This window comes from Gabonia massiliensis (genome assembly GCF_001403595.1).
GTDB classification, from domain to species: Bacteria; Bacteroidota; Bacteroidia; order Bacteroidales; family Coprobacteraceae; genus Coprobacter; species Coprobacter secundus.
The window spans coordinates 1,071,781-1,090,157 of the sequence record NZ_LN877940.1 but is presented as its reverse complement, the minus strand read 5'-3'; the positions used below and the strand labels follow the sequence as shown (position 1 = coordinate 1,090,157).

At 35.4% G+C, this 18,377-nt stretch carries 14 protein-coding genes and 1 pseudogene; 3 read left to right on the top strand and 12 right to left on the bottom strand.

The window, feature by feature from the left end; genetic code table 11:
• Positions 1-215 precede the first annotated feature (215 nt).
• On the top strand, positions 216-1,979 hold the full coding sequence (locus BN2628_RS14140) for a bifunctional metallophosphatase/5'-nucleotidase (RefSeq protein ID WP_044228340.1): 1,764 nt from the start codon (positions 216-218) through the stop codon (positions 1,977-1,979).
• Here BN2628_RS14140 and BN2628_RS14135 read toward each other — a convergent pair whose 3' ends face one another.
• The 12 genes and pseudogenes from BN2628_RS14135 to yihA form a co-directional block, all read right to left on the bottom strand.
• The gene (locus BN2628_RS14135) at positions 1,980-2,507 is read right to left on the bottom strand and encodes a GNAT family N-acetyltransferase (protein WP_257606498.1); all 528 of its coding nucleotides are present in this window, start codon (positions 2,505-2,507) and stop codon (positions 1,980-1,982) included.
• A 458-nt stretch (positions 2,508-2,965) separates the two neighbouring features.
• On the bottom strand, positions 2,966-4,990 hold the full coding sequence (locus BN2628_RS14130) for a CotH kinase family protein (protein ID WP_082002259.1): 2,025 nt from the start codon (positions 4,988-4,990) through the stop codon (positions 2,966-2,968).
• 151 nt (positions 4,991-5,141) lie between these two features.
• Positions 5,142-7,134 (bottom strand): annotated as a pseudogene (locus tag BN2628_RS14125) (transketolase family protein).
• 227 nt (positions 7,135-7,361) lie between these two features.
• Positions 7,362-8,057, bottom strand: a complete 696-nt coding sequence (locus BN2628_RS14120; protein ID WP_021929644.1) for an NUDIX hydrolase — start codon at positions 8,055-8,057, stop codon at positions 7,362-7,364.
• 85 nt (positions 8,058-8,142) lie between these two features.
• Positions 8,143-9,288, bottom strand: a complete 1,146-nt coding sequence (gene galK / locus BN2628_RS14115; protein ID WP_044228351.1) for a galactokinase — start codon at positions 9,286-9,288, stop codon at positions 8,143-8,145.
• Positions 9,289-9,326: 38 nt separating this feature from the next.
• The gene (locus BN2628_RS14110; protein WP_044228353.1) at positions 9,327-10,637 is read right to left on the bottom strand and encodes an MFS transporter; all 1,311 of its coding nucleotides are present in this window, start codon (positions 10,635-10,637) and stop codon (positions 9,327-9,329) included.
• Between the two features lie 51 nt (positions 10,638-10,688).
• Positions 10,689-11,768 carry an aldose epimerase family protein gene (locus tag BN2628_RS14105; RefSeq protein ID WP_055097879.1) on the bottom strand — a complete coding sequence of 360 codons (1,080 nt, stop codon included), beginning with the start codon at positions 11,766-11,768 and terminating at the stop codon, positions 10,689-10,691.
• A 190-nt stretch (positions 11,769-11,958) separates the two neighbouring features.
• A complete protein-coding gene (locus BN2628_RS14100) occupies positions 11,959-12,939 on the bottom strand; it encodes a dihydroorotate dehydrogenase-like protein (RefSeq protein ID WP_044228360.1) in 981 nt (326 codons plus the stop codon).
• A gap of 23 nt (positions 12,940-12,962) precedes the next feature.
• Entirely contained in the window at positions 12,963-13,634 is a 672-nt protein-coding gene (locus BN2628_RS14095; RefSeq protein ID WP_044228364.1) for a YggS family pyridoxal phosphate-dependent enzyme, read from the bottom strand.
• Positions 13,635-13,639: 5 nt separating this feature from the next.
• Positions 13,640-14,128 (bottom strand): DUF4494 domain-containing protein, encoded by a 489-nt coding sequence (locus BN2628_RS14090; RefSeq protein WP_044228366.1) that lies wholly within the window; start codon positions 14,126-14,128, stop codon positions 13,640-13,642.
• Between the two features lie 291 nt (positions 14,129-14,419).
• A complete protein-coding gene (locus BN2628_RS14085; protein ID WP_044228573.1) occupies positions 14,420-14,887 on the bottom strand; it encodes a nucleoside deaminase in 468 nt (155 codons plus the stop codon).
• A gap of 141 nt (positions 14,888-15,028) precedes the next feature.
• A complete protein-coding gene (gene yihA, locus BN2628_RS14080) occupies positions 15,029-15,637 on the bottom strand; it encodes a ribosome biogenesis GTP-binding protein YihA/YsxC (RefSeq protein WP_044228368.1) in 609 nt (202 codons plus the stop codon).
• A gap of 104 nt (positions 15,638-15,741) precedes the next feature.
• On the opposite strand from yihA, the gene BN2628_RS14075 reads away from it, so the two are divergent.
• Together BN2628_RS14075 and recR are read left to right on the top strand one after the other, a co-directional pair.
• Entirely contained in the window at positions 15,742-17,733 is a 1,992-nt protein-coding gene (locus BN2628_RS14075) for a fructose-bisphosphatase class III (RefSeq protein ID WP_044228372.1), read from the top strand.
• A gap of 13 nt (positions 17,734-17,746) precedes the next feature.
• The gene (gene recR, locus BN2628_RS14070; RefSeq protein WP_044228374.1) at positions 17,747-18,370 is read left to right on the top strand and encodes a recombination mediator RecR; all 624 of its coding nucleotides are present in this window, start codon (positions 17,747-17,749) and stop codon (positions 18,368-18,370) included.
• Positions 18,371-18,377 lie beyond the last annotated feature (7 nt).

The following is an 18,377-nucleotide window of genomic DNA, read 5'->3' as shown; positions in this document are numbered from 1 at the left end:
CAATCATATATATAAAATATTTATATTTGTACGAGCTTATTTTAAATTATTATTGTATGAAACTGCAATTTAAGTTTGATTTATTCTCTTCTAAACACTATTATATTAATTTGCCATTAGAGAAAAATAAAAATAGCCTATATAGTTTAAAAATATTTTCATAAGCTCAAATAAGTTTTGACTGATATCGCTTACTATTAAAAACTTCTATAACTATGAAAAAGTTCAAAATTATATTCTCAATTATATTCTTTTCTTTCTGTATCCACTTACTTTCTGCTAAAGGAATAAAACTTAAAATAATCGAAACCAGTGACATTCATGGGAATTATTTTCCATATGATTTTTTAAATGATACTCCGGGAAAAGGTAGTCTTGCCAGAATAGAAACTTATATACAGCAGCAAAGGGACATATATGGAAAAAACTTGTTACTTTTCGATGCCGGAGACTTTTTACAGGGACAACCCACCTCATATTACTACAACTTTATAGATACAGTATCTCCACATCTGGGTGCTCGTATTCTCAATTATATGGATTATGATGCTGCCGTACCCGGTAATCATGATATAGAAACAGGACACTCGGTATATGATCGCTACTTTGCACAATGTAAATTTCCATACTTAGGAGCCAATATAATCAATACCTCAACCGGGAATCCTTATTTAAAACCTTACCACATATTTGTTCGTGAAGGAATCAAAATTGCCGTATTAGGATTGCTTACTCCAAGAATACCCTACTGGGTTCCCCAAGACTTATGGTCGGGGCTACAATTCGATGACATGCAAGAATCTGCTCGCAAATGGTTACCCATAATAAAAGAAAAAGAAAAAGCGGATATTATTATCGGTCTTTTTCATTCCGGTGAAAAGCCTAAATCCGGAAACGTAAAATTCGAGGAAAACGCATCATTTCTTATCGCACGAGACATACCCGGATTTGATATTATTTTATTAGGACATGACCATAATGCACTATGTCGTACTATAACCAATAAAAACGGAGAAAAAGTACTATTGCTAAATCCTGGGAGTCAAGGGTTAAACATAGCACGTGCCGAAATTATCATTGAAAAGAAACGGAATACTCTAATCTCGAAGTCTATTAGCGGAGCTTTAGTAAATACATCCAACTGCGATATTGATAGTGCATTTATGGCTCAATTCATTACAGCATATGATACTATACAAAAATTTTCAAATTCTCCAGTTGGAACCCTAACCCAAACTATCAGCACAAGAGATTCTTATTTCGGGCCATCAGCTTTCTGTGACTTCATAAACCAATTACAACTAAAAATATCCGGAGCCGATATTTCATTTACAGCACCATTATTTTTTGATACTGAAATAAAAGCCGGAAAAATTTTTCTCCGTGACATGTTCAAGCTCTACAAATATGAAAACAGATTACACACCATATTACTTACCGGAAAAGAGATTAAAGGTTATTTAGAGCATTCCTACTCTCTATGGACCAATCAAATGCAATCCCCTGAAGATGATTTATTACTATTTGACAATCAATATACTGGAATAAATAAAAAATTATTATACAACAGTTATAACTTCGACTCTGCCATGGGAATCAAATACACAGTCGATGTTACCAAGCCTTACGGAAATAAAATTAATATTATCAGTATGAGCGATGGTTCCTCATTCGACCTTGATAAAACATATAAAGTTGCCATAAATTCATATCGGGCCAATGGAGACGATGGTATGCTTATAAAAGGAGCAGGAATATCCAAAGAAAAAATTAAAGACCGAATTGTCAAAACTTCTGATAATGATCTTCGTTTTGATATAATGCAATATATCCATCAAAAAGGAACTATTGCTCCTGAATGCAAAAACGAATGGAAATTTATTCCTGAAGAATGGGTAGCACCAGCAATAGAACGCAACCGTAATGATTTATTCGGAAATTTATCTATTACAAACAGACCATCAATAAACGTCCATTAATCAAGGTATACAAATACTCTTTAAATAAGACACAAAATCATTATACATTATAGCAGTCAGTAAAGAAGGATAGGACATTACGATCAAACTATGTCCCGAAAAATATTTCCTATAAGGAGGATGTATATGAATATACGGATTGGAAACAAACCCGACTCTCTCATAAAAATATTTTCTCCGTACAGATATCTCATCTTTTGGAGGATCAATTTCTAAAATAACAGTTTTAGAACTATCTCTTATCAATAATTTTAAAGCCTCTGACCCGTAATTTTTTCCTCGTAATTGAGATTTTATAGCAAAATGTTCTATATAAATAGATGTACAAGTTTCCCAATATAATAAAATACCAACAAATTTTTCGCCCTCATATATAGAACAAAAATGGTAATCAGATTTTTCTAATATCTGCATTTGATTCCTAAAATAACGTTGTTCATATATAGGGAAACTAACGCGATATAAATCCATAGCTTCAGAAAAAGAAGCGCTAGAAGAATCTTTTATACGAACAAAATTCAGCTCCATACTATTATAGGTTTACTATCCAACCTAAACCTTATTTAGCAATATATTATTCATGATAACACACATTCGCTACCATAAAAAATGCCAACCGTACATATCTGTAAAAGAAAAAATTACAATTACGATACTTCCTGTTTAAATACAAGAGAAATAATAATCCCTTTACCTTTTAAAGGAATAAGTTGAAAATCTATTTTTTATAATTTCCAATTATAAAAGTAAATTAAAAATAGATATTCTCCAAAATATACTTTCTATATAAATACAAAGCATTCACAATATAAATTCCTTAAACAACTTCTATATTCATCACAAATGGAAATATATTCCTACTTACCTTGCTTATTTATAAAACTACTACAATCTCAAAAAAGTCTAAAGCTATATTTCTCATTATTATACTTATTTGTCAGAACCTGTTTTTTTCGATTGAAAAAAGAATGTTATACATCCCTCAATTATCGAATTAAAAGTTTTACAGAACGCTTCTTATCTTTTTCTACCCATTTAAGGATATAAACCCCTTTTCTCAAATGAGACAAATCGACAAAATCCGTCATTGCAAATTGCAACATAAGCCTGCCATTCTCTGCATATATTTCAGCACTGCCGTCCAACCGGACAGCATCTTTAAATTCGAAATGAAGTTGTTTTGTTCTCGAATTATACAACACGACATATTGCATTTCACATCGAGTAGATTTTATAGATGTTACTACCTTTTTTTCATCTTTCTCTATATGCCATTGACGAGTATCCTTCGTCCCATTTTCCTCATTGTTAGTCCAACTCAATACGCTATTTCCATTATTCACTCCCCCACCTTCATTATTCATCGCCAATTGTGTTTGCCTATTGACAATTACATAGCTGTTTTCTGTGTTTATCGGTATAAAGCTCCACTGCTGACGAAATTGGGTGCTGGAAGACTTTTTTTGTTCTAACTGCGAACCTATTCTATAACCAGTCTCATCTTCCTCGGCATTATCATATAAAGCCAAACCACTAGCCCGGTTAATCAATTGATAATAATCCCCTACTGGAAGAATTTCCCACTGTTGAGATTCTCGCTCCTGAGCTGGAGACCATGTACATATCTTCCCAATACTCCCATCCAAAACATCAACAGCATTGCCGCTTCCCTTATTCAATATACGATAATAATAATTCGTATCCAAGACAAAATCTGGTGTTGGATCTTTTATATTGCGCTCCGCCTCTTCAAAAACTCTAGTCAAATAATTACAATGAGTATGTAAAAAAGATTTCAAATAATCAACTCCTTCCTGATAAGTACTAAAAAGAACTATCTCATTATAATCTCGACGATTGATAGGCCATTTCTGAAAATTCAAAGTTTGAGAACGGTCTATTACTGCTGCGATACTATCTATATAATTCATAACATGATTTTCTATTCCACGCTCCACATATTCCTTCCACGTCCTGTTAATCAACCGAACAAACCAAGGGTCTTTCCACATTTGCAAAATCCACTTTTGAGTCAAATCCGAGCCAAATCCTCTCTCGGACATCAAGCTCTCGGAAACATCTCCTACACGATTACAATTATTAAACGCAATATCATAATCCCATAGTGGTCCCCAATAAAATTTCGGATCATCTTTTTTCTTATACATGTACGTACTCCAAAAACCATCTACATTCCCAGTTAATTCTGTCGAAATATACCAACTGGCCAAAGTCAACGAGTCTACATAAGGCCGATATCCATTTTCTGGGTCTGCGAAATCCGCAGAAAATAAAGCATCTTCAAAAAGTTGCATATGGTTCTTTATATATTCCAATTGCCGAGAAACAATCACTTCCTCATCCGGAGATTTTACCGTTACCAATACTCCTCGACTGGTTCTATAATATACAGGCTCAGATGTTGCAAATCCGTCTACTTCCAAAAAATAACCACCTGTAATATTCGCATCCTCTGCAGGAATTTCTTCTTGCTCGTCAATATCTACACGTTTTTTACGCACCTCCATCTGGTCGGACAACTGATAATTACCCAAATAGGTTCCGTTCAACACCAAATCGACAAATTGAGCTCCAGCAGTAAATGGTTGCCCCGCAAAACTCCCAATACAGGCTGCTACAGCATTTCGAATCAATGTTTTATCTGCAAAATTGGCCAATAAAGTCCAACTTTTCGCATTAGCTCGATCCGGTCCCATAAAAATTTGTTTTTTTTCAAATTTGATTCGATAAGGTTTCTTTTCCAAACCCCATGTCGAATTTCCCCGACCTCTTATCCCCAATTCGGTATATATTTTCACACCAGTCTCATCTACATAATAAAGTGTTGCATCTATATAATCTTCTTTACTTACTATAGGCTTATTATCGACCGTATTAATATAAATAGTCGGCAGGTTTGTCATCTGTGCATAATTCTGACCTACAGCCTCTCGAATAAACAAAATTGCGATAAAACAGAAGATTGTTATAAAGTGTAGCCTATTTTTCATGAAGTATAGATTTTAGATTTTTAGTTCTGTAAATATAATATCCAACAAAGAAACATCCAAACATTTTTTTGAATAAATCCCCATATTATACAAAAAGAGTTTCGGATGCAAATTCCCGAAACTCTTCCTTCCATTCTATAAATTGTATTTCTTACTTATTCAATAACATCTTTACTTGATGCAGCACATTTTCTGTCGTAAAACCAAACTTCTCGTCCAAAACTTTATATGGAGCAGAATTCCCAAAATGGTCCAATCCCCATACAACTCCATTTTTCCCCACTAAACGATACATAGAAGAAGGTAGCCCAGCAGTAAGTCCGAATACCGGTAAATGAGAAGGTATTACACTCTCTTGATATTCTTTACTTTGATTGAAAAACAGCCCTTCAGATGGAGCTGATACTATCTGAATTTTTATTCCATTTTCTCTCAACAATGGAGCTGTAGCTACCAATGTAGAAACTTCTGATCCATTTGCAACTAATACGACATCAGGATTCTCATCTTTCATTATGATATATGCTCCTTTTGCAGCCTGCAGAGCTTCTTGATAACGGTCACCCGAGATAGCTGGTAAGTCCTTAACATTTTGACGCGAAAGAATCAATGCTGTCGGTGTATATATATTTTCCATAGCCAACTTCCAAGCGACAGTTGTCTCAGCACTATCAGCCGGACGAAGTACTAATACACTATTTCGTCCATGATGATTCTTTAACTGCTCCAACAAACGTATTTGGGCCTCTTGTTCCACCGGTTGATGAGTCGGACCATCTTCTCCCACTCTAAAAGCATCATGAGTCCAAACATATTTTACCGGAACTTCCATCAAGGCAGCCAATCGTACTGCCGGTTTCATATAATCGGAAAATACAAAGAATGTTCCACAAGCTGGAATAATACCGCCATGAAGAGCCATTCCATTCATTATTGCAGCCATAGTCAATTCACTAACTCCAGCTTGCAAAAAGGCTCCGGTAAAATCTCCATTTATAAAAGCATGAGTTTTTTTCAAAAAGCCATCAGTCTTATCAGAATTTGCAAGATCGGCCGAAGAAACAATCATATTCCCTATTTGTTCTCCAAATACACCTAACACATCTGATGAAGCAACACGAGTAGCAACATCAGGTTTATGAACAATAGACTTATAATCTATATCGGGAACTTTTCCTGAAAAATATTGATGTAACAAAATAGCTTTCTCTGGATTCTCTTTTTCCCAAGCAAATTGTTCAGCTTTACGCTTAGCAACAATTTTCTCTAATTCAATTCTACGCTCAGCATACAACTTCTGCACTTCAGGAAATATGGCAAACGGTTCTTCCGGATTCCCTCCTAAATGCTCAATAGTTTTTGATATCGAAGCCCCCGCAGCAGTCAATGGCTGCCCATGAGTAGAACACTTACGCTCATAAGACTGACTATCCTCTGAGACTGCACCCTTACCCATTATTGTTTTACCAATAATAAGAGTCGGACGGTTCTTTTCTTGCTGTGCTTCCAATAAGGCTCCTCGTATTTCTTCAGCATTATTACCATCAATCTCCAGTACATTCCAATTCCAAGCTCTATATTTGGCCGCAGTGTCTTCATGTGTCACAGCATCAGTATCGGTAGATAGCTGTATATCATTACTATCATAAAACATGATTAAATTGCTCAACCCCAAAAATCCTGCAATACGACCTGCACCTTGAGAAATCTCCTCTTGAATTCCTCCATCTGATATAAACGCATAAGTCNTCGGCTATTGCAGCCCCAACAGCCATTGTATGTCCTTGTCCCAACGGCCCGGAAGTATTTTCAATTCCATGAACCAAATCAACTTCAGGATGCCCCGGAGTAGAACTTCCCCACTGGCGGAATTGCTTCAATTCCTCAAGGGTATATTTCCCGGCAAGAGTCAGTACTCCATACAACATCGGAGACATATGACCAGGATCTAAAAAGAAACGATCTCTATTTATCCAGCTCCCATCACTCGGGTCATATACCATAAATTCGGCAAAAAGAGTATTCACAAAATCAGCTCCTCCCATAGCTCCTCCAGGATGCCCTGATTTTGCTTTTTCAACCATAGATGCCGCCAGTATACGAATATTATCGGCAGCTTTGTTCAGAATTTTCGTATCATTCATGGGAATATTGTATTATTTTTTTACAAAGATAATGATTATTATTCATAAACAATTTCAAAAAAGCATGGCATATCCATAATCTCGATATTTATCTTAAAAACCATGTTACAAAGAAACAGATTATATCACCACACACCATACAATAATGTAATATGATAAAAGATTAGAAATATCAACAAACTTCTTAAAAATCAATTAATTCAAAATAATTACAACATCATTATCATCTATATCGAAAAACTGGACCCTCGACGTAACATTTCTTCATATTTTTCCTTATTAAATACAAAATAATAAGCACCTCTTTTTGAGTTAATCTTATCCTTCTCATCAAGACGTTCCAAAATATTCATTGATAATATCTTTTTTCTGAAATTTCTCTTATCTAACTTTTCGGCATAGATAGACTCATAAAGAGTTTGTAACTGAGTCAAAGTAAATCTTTCGGGCAAAAGATTGAACCCAATAGGAAAAAGCGCTGCCTGCTGACGAAGCTGAGTTATTGCATCATCAACCATTTGTTTATGGTCAAAAATAAGCTCTTCTGCTCTATCCAAATTAACCCATTGAGAATCACTAGCTGAAATAATACTATTTTTATAATCGTCGATACTGATAAGCGCATAATATACAACCGATATCACCCGTTCTCCCGGATCTCTATCCAAATTCCCATACGCACCTACTTGATCCATATAAACATTGTCTAATCCTGTCAGTGCAGATACAACCCGATTAGCAGCTTCATCAATAGTCTCATCCTCGTACACAAAACCTCCCAATAAAGACAATCCTCCGACATTCGGTTCTATTTTTCGACGAAATGTCAATAATTTAATATCATTTCCTATAAAGCCTAAAATTACGCAATCAACAGAAACCAAAAAGCGGGCCTGTCCTTTGTAAAAATTCTGTGGAGTCATTTTATAAAAGAGTATAAAAGTTAAAAAAAGAGTGCCTATAGCATATAAAATTGCTCATTAGGACACTCTTTTAAATATGAATAGATTATAATTTACGAGAACCATCACCTATCTTAACGGGATAAACTTTAGGTTCCTTTCCAAATTTATGCGTAAACTCTTTTACCGCTGTATCAACAAATGTATCATATTTATCTTCAGGTACCAGATTGATAGTGCAACCTCCAAAGCCACCACCCATTACACGAGAACCGATAACGCCACATTTCTTGGCAATATCATTCAAGAAATCAAGCTCCTCACAGCTTACTTCGTACAATTTGCTCATACCTTCATGGGTACCATACATTTTTTCTCCAACAATCTTGTAATCGCCCTTTTTCAAAGCTTCACAAGCGTCAAGTAGCCTCTGTATCTCTTCGATAACATACTCAGCACGCATATAATCTTCCGCTGTTACCTCACCTTTCACCTCTGCCAACATAGCCATATCTGCATCCCGTAGTAATTCTACTTCAGGATGTCTCTTCTGTATAGCTTTTACAACAGCCTCACAAGATTCACGACGTTTGTTATAAGCAGAGGAAGCTAATTCATGTTTTACTACAGAATCGACAAGTACAACTTTATACCCCTTCGGATTAAAAGGCACATATTCATATTCCAATGAACGACAGTCCAGACGAATCAAATGCCCCTCTTTCCCAAATACCGATGCAAACTGGTCCATAATACCACACTTCACACCAATATAATTATGTTCTGTAGCTTGACCTATTTTCGCCAAATCAAATTTATCAATACCCAATTTAAAGATATCGTTCAATGCAAAAGCATATGTACTCTCTAATGCTGCCGAGGAAGACAAGCCGGCTCCCAATGGCACATCTCCAGAAAATGCAGTATCAAACCCTTTCACTTGACCGCCACGCTTCATAATTTCACGAATAACCCCAAAAATATAACGTGCCCAACTTTGTTCTGGTGCATCATCTTCTTGCATACCGAATTCAGCATACTCATTCAAATCAACAGCAAAAGCACGAACCTTATCCGTTCCATTTATTTTGATACAAGCTAACATACCTTTATCAATGGCTCCTGGAAGTACAAATCCTCCATTATAATCAGTATGTTCACCAATCAAATTAACACGTCCCGGTGAAAAATAAAAATCTCCGGTTTCTCCAAATAATTCTACAAACTTATCTGTTACTAATTTCTTATTCATATCATTTCTTATTTTTCGTTAAAAAACTAATGAGCAAATTATTCAACAGGGATATCTTTATTTACATTTTTACAACCGACAAGGGCATAGAACAACAGGTATGCAAATAAAGCAATAACCAACCAATAACTAGTAAGATACCCAATACCTCCAGCTAAATCAACAATACCGTTTTGCACCAAAGGTAAAATACCACCGCCACAAACCAGAATCATAAAAATACCAGATGCTTGCTCAGTATATTTTCCTAAACCTTCGACAGCCAAATTGAATATACCCCCCCACATAATAGAGGTACACAAGCCACAAAGAGCAAGTAACATAGCATTGACCGGAATATTGACAATACCAAATAAACCTTCTGGGCTATTTTTGAAAGCTGGCATGTTAACCATAGTCTCAGGAGATGCGAAAATTGCCGACATAACCAAAATCAAACCTAATATAGAAGCTGTACCTAACATCACTCTGGCAGAAACTTTACTACCAATAGCAGCACCAATCAAACGCCCTACTAACATCAATAACCAATAAGTAGCTGTTACAGAACCAGCTATAGCTTCAGCACCCTCAACACCTCGTAATTGCAATACATCAAGGTCTGGATTCTGTAACCATTTATTCAATACATTAGGAATACCTACCTCAACACCTACATACACAAAAATACCGATAGCTCCCAATATAAAATGACGGAAAGATAACGGACTGTATTTCGAATTTTCAATGCTGGCTACTTCACTTTTCTCTTTTTCAGGAATCTTTGTCAACAAAATAACAATAAATGCAAATGCAAAAATTGCTAATGCTGCATACATCAAAGGAAATACATGGCTTATCTGTGCTTTAGCAATAGAAGGAAGCAAAACTCCTGTCAGAATAATAACCGCAGTACCGGCTAATGAATTAAACGAGCCACCCAACTGAATGAGCTGATTTCCCGTATTACCACCACCACCAAGCAAATTAAGCATTGGGTTTACAACAGTGTTAAGCAAACACATTGAAAATCCTGCGACAAACGCACCTAAAAGATAAATACCAAAACTACCGGCAAAACCAGAAATGGTTTGAATACCCACCCCGACAAAGCCTACTGCAATAGCGACAAGGGCAGTTTTCTTATATCCTTGATTCTGCAGCATTTTCCCAGCAGGATATCCCATTACTGCATACGCAATAAAATTAGCAAATACACCCAAAGTTCCCATCCAGTTGGCTACGCCAAACTGGTACTTTAAAACGTCACCCATAGGTGAAGCTAAATTAGTTACGAAAGAAATCATACCGAACAAGAAAATCATCGCAATAATGGCAATAATATTTCCGCTCTTCTTTTTTTGTGTCATGATACAAAAATTTTTAAGTTTATAAATCAGATTATTATTCTCTTCATCAAATTATTTCTCTATTCCAAATTTATAGATACAGGTTTGTGTGTATTTTTCCCCTGGACGTAAAACTGTTGAAGGGAAATGCGGGTTGTTAGGAGAATCGGGAAAATGCTGGGTCTCAAAACAAATCGCAGTACGTTCCGTATACTTTCTACTTGCCTTTCCTTCAAATCCATTTAACCAATTTCCCGTGTATAATTGTACCCCCGGTTCTGTCGTATATACTTCCATACAGATACCGGTTTTCGGAGACACAGCTTTTGCAGCATAAGTCAATTCTCCCGGCCATCTTTTTGCTAAAACATAATTATGGTCATATCCCCGACCAAATATTAACTGCTCAAATTGCTCATCGATACGTTCACCAACAACATGTGGAGTCATAAAATCCATGGGTGTATTCTCCACTTTCGCAATCTCTCCTGTTGGTACAGATTTATCATCCATCGGAGTATAAAAAGGTGCATTTATAGTTACAACATGATTTGTAACCTCTCCTCCACCATCTCCATTCAAATTAAAAAACGAATGATGAGTAAGATTCACTACCGTTGCTTGGTTTGTAGTAGCCATATATTCTATTTTCATAGCATTATCATCGGTCAATGAATACCTTACATGTATCGTCAATGCCCCAGGAAAACCTTCTTCTCCATCAGGAGACACATATGTCAAGTCAAGGCTTTGTGCATCTTNCCACACTACATTATTATATCCTACTAATCCTCCATGCAAAGAACAATCTGGGTTATTTGACCGTATTTTATACGATTTTCCGTCCAAAACAAATTCGCCTCTCTTTATACGATTTCCATAACGACCAATTAATGCTCCTAAATATTTCTCCGGACTATTCTGATAATCAGTTATATTAGAATGACCTAAAACAACATCAACAAGTTTTCCCGATGTATCGGGCACAGAAATTGAAACTACGATACCTCCAAAATTTGTAATACATAGCTCTGCCCCCCTTTTATTTTTCAGGACATATAAACGGACATCTTTTCCATTAATTACTGTATTAAAATCTGATGGATTCAACCCAGAAGCTGTTGCCTCAAACGATATACCTGCGTTTACCATGATATCTCAGTATTAAAAATAAGTTAACAATATTGGGTGTAAAAATAACGCTTATTGTTTTAAAAACACTTATAAAAGACATGTTTTAGAACATAAAATTGAACATTTTTACTTCATTTATACTTTAATTATAAAAATATGAAAATAAAATGTATCACATTTTCAATATTCTAAAATTGGGAAAACGAACTCAATCCCGATTAGAGAAATATTTCATAAATTGGACTCGTTCATAATAAGACTGGTCCGGAACATTTTTGAAATTAAGTATCCCTTTGAATGCGTCAATAGAACTAAAACCATGTTCTGTCATCCATTCTTCTAACACAGTTAACATCTGAGATATAATACCATTTCCATGCTGATATAAAATGCTACAAATCTCGACAGCCGATGCTCCGGCTAAAATAGCCTTAATCATAGTTTCCGGCTCATGTATACCCGTAGAAGCGGCCAAATTAAGATTAGGCACTTTTCCTGATACAATCCCTATCCATCGAATAGTATTACTAAAATCTGAAGAACAACTAAACACTGTCCCAGATGTAAATTGCATTTTATGAATATCAATATCCGGCTGATAAAATCGATTGAATAATACTACTCCGTCAGCCTGATTGGCTTTAAGCTGATTTACTACACCAACAATATTACTGAATCGCTGCCCTAATTTCAAAGTTACCGGAATCTTAACTTTACTTTTTACCTCTTTCAAAATATCGATATGTAACTGCTCATATTCTCCCGGTTTTTCCTCAATATCCGTAGATATTTTCAAGATATTAATTTCAATGGCATCGGCACCCGCAATTTCGATACGCTGAGCAAAATCGGCCCAACTTCCTTTTTCATAACAATTTATACTGGCAATAATAGGAATAGAAGTATATTTCTTCGCATCAGATATTAAATCAATATAACTTTTTATATCATTTGATTTCACATATTCCCGAACATAATCATATGCTTCAGGATAGGATTCTGCCTCTTTCAATAAATGTTCCGATTGCATCAGAATCTGTTCTTCAAAAAGAGACTTCAAAACTACAGCTCCAGCACCAGCTCTTTCAAGTTCTTTAATTTTATCTACTGTGTTCGTCAAACCCGAACTTCCGATAATAATAGGATTTCGCAAGGTTAAACCTGCATACTTCGTCTGTAATGTCTGCATATCAAAATCAAATTGTATGTTTTTCAGTATATTCTTGGTCCGAAAATATAGCTACCGACACGAATCATCGAACTTCCAGCTTTTATTGCAATCGGATAGTCCTCAGACATTCCCATCGAAATCTCCTTAAAATATTCTATATTGGGAAAATAACTCATTTTTATCCGGTCAAAAAATTGCTTTAAAGTTTCAAATTCTTCACGTACCTCTGTTTCATCATCAGTAAAAGTTGCCATTCCCATTACTCCACAAATACGAATATAATCAAATTTTTTCCATTCTCCTCCTCTCAAAAATTCATCACATTCATCTATGGAAAAACCGTATTTGGTTTCTTCCCGAGCAATATGGATTTGTAATAAACAATCGACAACCCGTCCGACTTTTACAGCAGCATTATTAACTTCTGCCAATAACCTGGGAGAATCAATACTATGAATAAGCGAGATAAAAGGGACAATCATTTTTACCTTATTTCTCTGCAAATGTCCAATAAAATGCCATTCAATATCATCCGGTAAAGCTGGATATTTTTGCAATAACTCCTGAACTTTATTTTCACCGAAAATTCTTTGACCTGCATCATAAGCTTCCTGAACAGCTTCTACGGTATGATATTTAGATACAGCTACCAAACGAACGCCATCAGGTAATGACCCTTTTATCTTTTTTATATTTTCAGCTATTTGACTCATACATATTATTCTTGCGGCGCTAAATCAGAATTTTCCGAGGGTTTTACAGGAGAACCTTCAGCTGCTGCATAAGGATAAATATCCATGATAGGGGTTTCGGTTACAGAAGCAACCTCAAAATCAGCCATAGTGCCCTTCATTCCCTCCAACAAATTTTCTAATGCCCTTTGCAAATCTGAAGCTTGGGCCAACATATAGCTGGCTGTTCTCTTTTCTGCTCCACTTTTCTCATCAAGCGTTATAAAATTCACTTTACATTTATACCATTTATCTCCGGTCTCATCCATAAAAAGTTCACTAATATTTGCTCTCTTTATGTTTGCCACCGAAAAATCTCCCGAAATAAATGGAGTCATTTCTTTTATTATCCTTGCTTCAGCTTCAGTAAACGATAAAGCGTCCACCAAATAAGGCTCAGAAACTTTTTTCTGCATGCCATTCTCCATCATTTTATCGTACTTAACCTTGCATTCAAACCAATTACTCATCTTTATTCTTTATTTCATTTTACTATATAGGATTCTCCAGAACAGCTTAAACATTCATTTATAAGTATATAATAAAAAAATTTATTCATAAACTTATATTATACGACTTTAAGTTAAAACAAAGGTATCTATTTTTTTTTAGTTTAGCATAAAACTCGAAACCTTATAGTAATAAAAATACTAAAATAGAATATATCCAATTACTCCACAATGCATTTTAGGGACATATATAAAAACAAGTATAATCAACGCATAACTATCAATTATACCTGCCTTCTAAAGTTTATCTTCAAGTAATCAATATTCTATTTTATCTACCTTCTTATCCCACATTTCAAACGCTTTAATTGCCTCTGTCCTCAACAAAGACTCCGACGGCAAATGCCGTTCTGATGGCTTCAGCTCCAACTCATCATAGATAAATGAATCATCGAAACCAATATTTTTTGCATCTACCTTATTATTAGCATAATATATCTTATCCAACCGAGACCAATAAATAGCCCCCAAACACATAGGGCAAGGCTCACATGAAGTATAAATCTCACACCCACTCAAATTAAACGTACCTAACTTTCTTGCAGCTTCACGAATCGCACTGACTTCGGCATGCGCTGTCGGGTCATTTGATGCAGTCACCCGGTTAGCACCTCGGGCTATAATTTCATTGTCTTTCACTATGACAGCACCAAAAGGTCCTCCCCCATTTTTCACATTCTCAATAGAGATAGCGATCGCTTCTCTCATAAAATCATCTTTTTTCATCATAGTAGTATACATTTAGATAAAAGAAACTAAACCGATTTACTCATTACAAAAAACTGCAAAATACCCATCTTGTTTAGAGTTTACTTAAATTTTATCTATATATAACGTTATATCTTGTAAACAAATAGTTATTAAAAATCAAAACGCTTCCTTCAATTTCTTATTTATCATTTCTATATAATCAAGTAATTCAGTACGTCCTACTTTCTTTTCCGAAGAAGTTGCAAATATTGGAGGTAATTCCTCCCAAGTTTCCATCATTCGTTCCTTATATACTGTTATATTTTCCTTCAATCGAACCGGGCCTAATTTATCTATTTTAGTAAATACCATACAAAAAGGGACTCCATTTTCTCCCAGCCATTGCATAAATTCCATATCTATTTTCTGAGGTTCATGACGGCAATCTATCAAAACAAACAAACAAGTCATTTGCTCACGGTTCATAATATAAGCATCAATTATCTTTCTTATCTTCTCACGACCTTCTTTTCCTCGTTGAGCATAACCATAACCCGGCAAATCAACCAAATACCACTCTTTATTAATTATAAAATGATTTATCAACTGTGTCTTCCCCGGCATGGACGATGTATCAGCCAATCCTTTATGATTGGTCAACATATTAATAAGCGATGATTTCCCAACATTAGAACGACCAATAAAAGCATATTCAGGCAATCCTGTATCAGGACACTTATTAACATCTGTATTGCTTATTACAAATTGTGCATTTTTAATTTCCATATCGTTTTCATAGTTGTTTCATGCAAATATAAAGGATTAACACCACATAATCCTGACATTTCAAAAAAAAAGGTTATTTTTGAAGATTGAAATGACTTATAACTATGACTAAATCAAATACAATATCAACCGAGGAAATCCTATCCGACTTACGATATTTGCAGCTGCTATCCAATAACTTTCCAACCATCTCGGATGCATGTACCGAAATAATCAATTTGGAAGCTATTCTTAATTTGCCCAAAGGCACAGAACATTTCCTCACTGATATACACGGTGAATATGAGGCATTTTTGCATGTACTTAAGAATGCATCAGGGACTGTACGACGCAAAGTAGATGAGATCTTCGGCCAAACTTTACGTGAAAATGAAAAAAAAGAACTCTGTACATTGATATATTATCCTGAACAAAAACTTGAACTTGTAAAATCGGAAGAGAATGACTTGGATGACTGGTACTTGATTACATTACATCAACTCATAAAAGTTTGTCAAAATGTCTCTTCCAAGTATACAAGGTCAAAAGTTAGAAAAGCCTTACCAACAGAATTTTCCTATATTTTGCAGGAATTGTTACATGAGTCCCAAATAGATCCCAATAAACAAGCTTATTTTAATGTCATTATTTCCACAATCATAACAACCGGACGGGCCGATCATTTTATCATTGCCATGTGCAATTTAATACAAAGACTGACTATCGATACATTACACGTCGTTGGCGATATCTATGACCGAGGACCTGGAGCACACATTATCATGGATACTCTATGTAACTACCACAACTTCGATATACAATGGGGTAACCACGATATTTTATGGATGGGAGCTGCTGCTGGTAATACAGCATGCATGGCCAACGTACTCCGTATTGCACTAAGATATGCTAATTTAGGTACAATCGAAGATGGATATGGTATCAATTTGCTACCTTTAGCAACTTTCGCAATGGAGAGATATAAAGATGATCCCTGTAACGTTTTCATGCCTAAGATAAACGATGCCACAGTGCATAATGAAAAAACGATTCGGCTCATTGCTCAAATGCATAAAGCAATAACCATAATCCAGTTTAAACTTGAAGCACAAATCATTTTGAATCATCCCGAATTCAAAATGGCTGACCGTTTATTATTAAATAAGATAAATTATGAAAAAGGGACTATATTGTTAGAAGGGAAAGAATATCCATTAAAAGACGTATCCTTTCCGACAATAGATCCTCAAAACCCATTTTCTTTGACTGAAGACGAAGAAGATCTTATTTGCAAACTTCGGCACTCATTTGTCAATAGTGAAAAATTGCGCAAACATATAAGATGTCTATACGCTCACGGTGGTATATATCTCGTACGAAATTCCAATTTATTATTTCATGCCTCCATTCCCCTAAATGCCGATGGTACATTTAAAGAGGTAGAAATCAGAGGGAAAAAATATAAAGGAAAATCTCTCCTTGACAAAGTAGACCAACTGATACGAACCGCTTATTTCGATGATGAAGACTCTATCGACCGCAATTATGCTTTGGATTATACCTGGTACTTATGGTGTGGAGAAGATTCGCCCTCATTCGACAAAGATAAAATGACAACATTTGAACGTTATTTTATTGAAGACAAATCTCTGTCTAAAGAAAAAAAAGGATACTATTATGAGCTCCGGAATGAAGAATCTGTATGTGATATGATTCTGAATGAATTCGGCATCAATGATAAACACTCCCATATCATCAATGGACATATTCCTGTAAAAACAATAAAAGGAGAGAAACCCGTAAAAGCAGGGGGAAAGCTTCTTGTCATCGATGGAGGTTTTTCCAAAGCATATCAATCTGAAACCGGAATAGCCGGATACACTCTTATTTATCATTCCAGAGGATTACAACTGGCTCAACATGAGCCATTCCAGTCTACACAAAAGGCAATCAAAGAAGGGATAGACATCATATCTACCAGCTTCATTCTTGAATTCAGTTCCCAACGAATGATGGTAAGAGATACAGATATAGGAAAAGAGCTAATAACTCAAATACAAGACTTAAAAAAATTATTAGTTGCATATCGCAACGGTTACATCAAAGAAAAATCGTAAATTAAAAACTAAAATGAGCCAGCCTTTCTCTTCTGCTTTACTTGAAAATGCTGTAAATGAATTTGCCAAACTTCCCGGTATTGGACGAAAAACAGCATTGCGTCTAGTATTGCACTTGTTACGTCAAGAAGAAGAATCTGTAGAAACATTCGGAAATACAATAATACAACTCCGTAAAGAAATAAAATACTGTCAGATATGTCATAATATATCAGATAGTGATATATGTGCTCTGTGTAATGATGCAACTCGAGATGACAGTACAATTTGTGTTGTCGAAAATATCAAAGAAGTAATGGTTGTTGAAAATACCAGACAATTTAGAGGCAGATACCATGTTCTTGGAGGTGTAATATCTCCTATGGACGGAGTAGGTCCCTCTGATCTTGAAATAGATTCTTTAGTAGCCCGAGTAGCTGCCGGAGGAATAAAAGAAGTTATCCTTGCACTAAGTGCAACTATGGAAGGAGACACTACTAATTTTTATATATTTCGGAAATTGGTCCCTTATGATATAAAAATATCTATCATCGCTCGAGGAGTTTCCGTTGGTGATGAATTGGAATATACTGATGAGGTAACTTTAGGGCGTTCTATTGTAAATCGGCTTCCTTTCAATGAAACATTTAAAAGTTAACAATTGA

Bases quoted from the DNA above. Each gene is read 5' to 3' on its own strand.
- BN2628_RS14130 (WP_082002259.1), bottom strand. From the start codon at position 4,990: ATGAAAAATAGGCTACACTTTATAACAATCTTCTGTTTTATCGCAATT.
- galK (WP_044228351.1), bottom strand. From the start codon at position 9,288: ATGAATAAGAAATTAGTAACAGATAAGTTTGTAGAATTATTTGGAGAA.
- BN2628_RS14100 (WP_044228360.1), bottom strand. From the start codon at position 12,939: ATGCAGACATTACAGACGAAGTATGCAGGTTTAACCTTGCGAAATCCT.
- BN2628_RS14110 (WP_044228353.1), bottom strand. From the start codon at position 10,637: ATGACACAAAAAAAGAAGAGCGGAAATATTATTGCCATTATTGCGATG.
- yihA (WP_044228368.1), bottom strand. From the start codon at position 15,637: ATGGAAATTAAAAATGCACAATTTGTAATAAGCAATACAGATGTTAAT.
- BN2628_RS14085 (WP_044228573.1), bottom strand. From the start codon at position 14,887: ATGAAAAAAGATGATTTTATGAGAGAAGCGATCGCTATCTCTATTGAG.
- recR (WP_044228374.1), top strand. From the start codon at position 17,747: ATGAGCCAGCCTTTCTCTTCTGCTTTACTTGAAAATGCTGTAAATGAA.
- BN2628_RS14095 (WP_044228364.1), bottom strand. From the start codon at position 13,634: ATGAGTCAAATAGCTGAAAATATAAAAAAGATAAAAGGGTCATTACCT.
- BN2628_RS14075 (WP_044228372.1), top strand. From the start codon at position 15,742: ATGACTAAATCAAATACAATATCAACCGAGGAAATCCTATCCGACTTA.
- BN2628_RS14135 (WP_257606498.1), bottom strand. From the start codon at position 2,507: ATGGAGCTGAATTTTGTTCGTATAAAAGATTCTTCTAGCGCTTCTTTT.
- BN2628_RS14140 (WP_044228340.1), top strand. From the start codon at position 216: ATGAAAAAGTTCAAAATTATATTCTCAATTATATTCTTTTCTTTCTGT.
- BN2628_RS14120 (WP_021929644.1), bottom strand. From the start codon at position 8,057: ATGACTCCACAGAATTTTTACAAAGGACAGGCCCGCTTTTTGGTTTCT.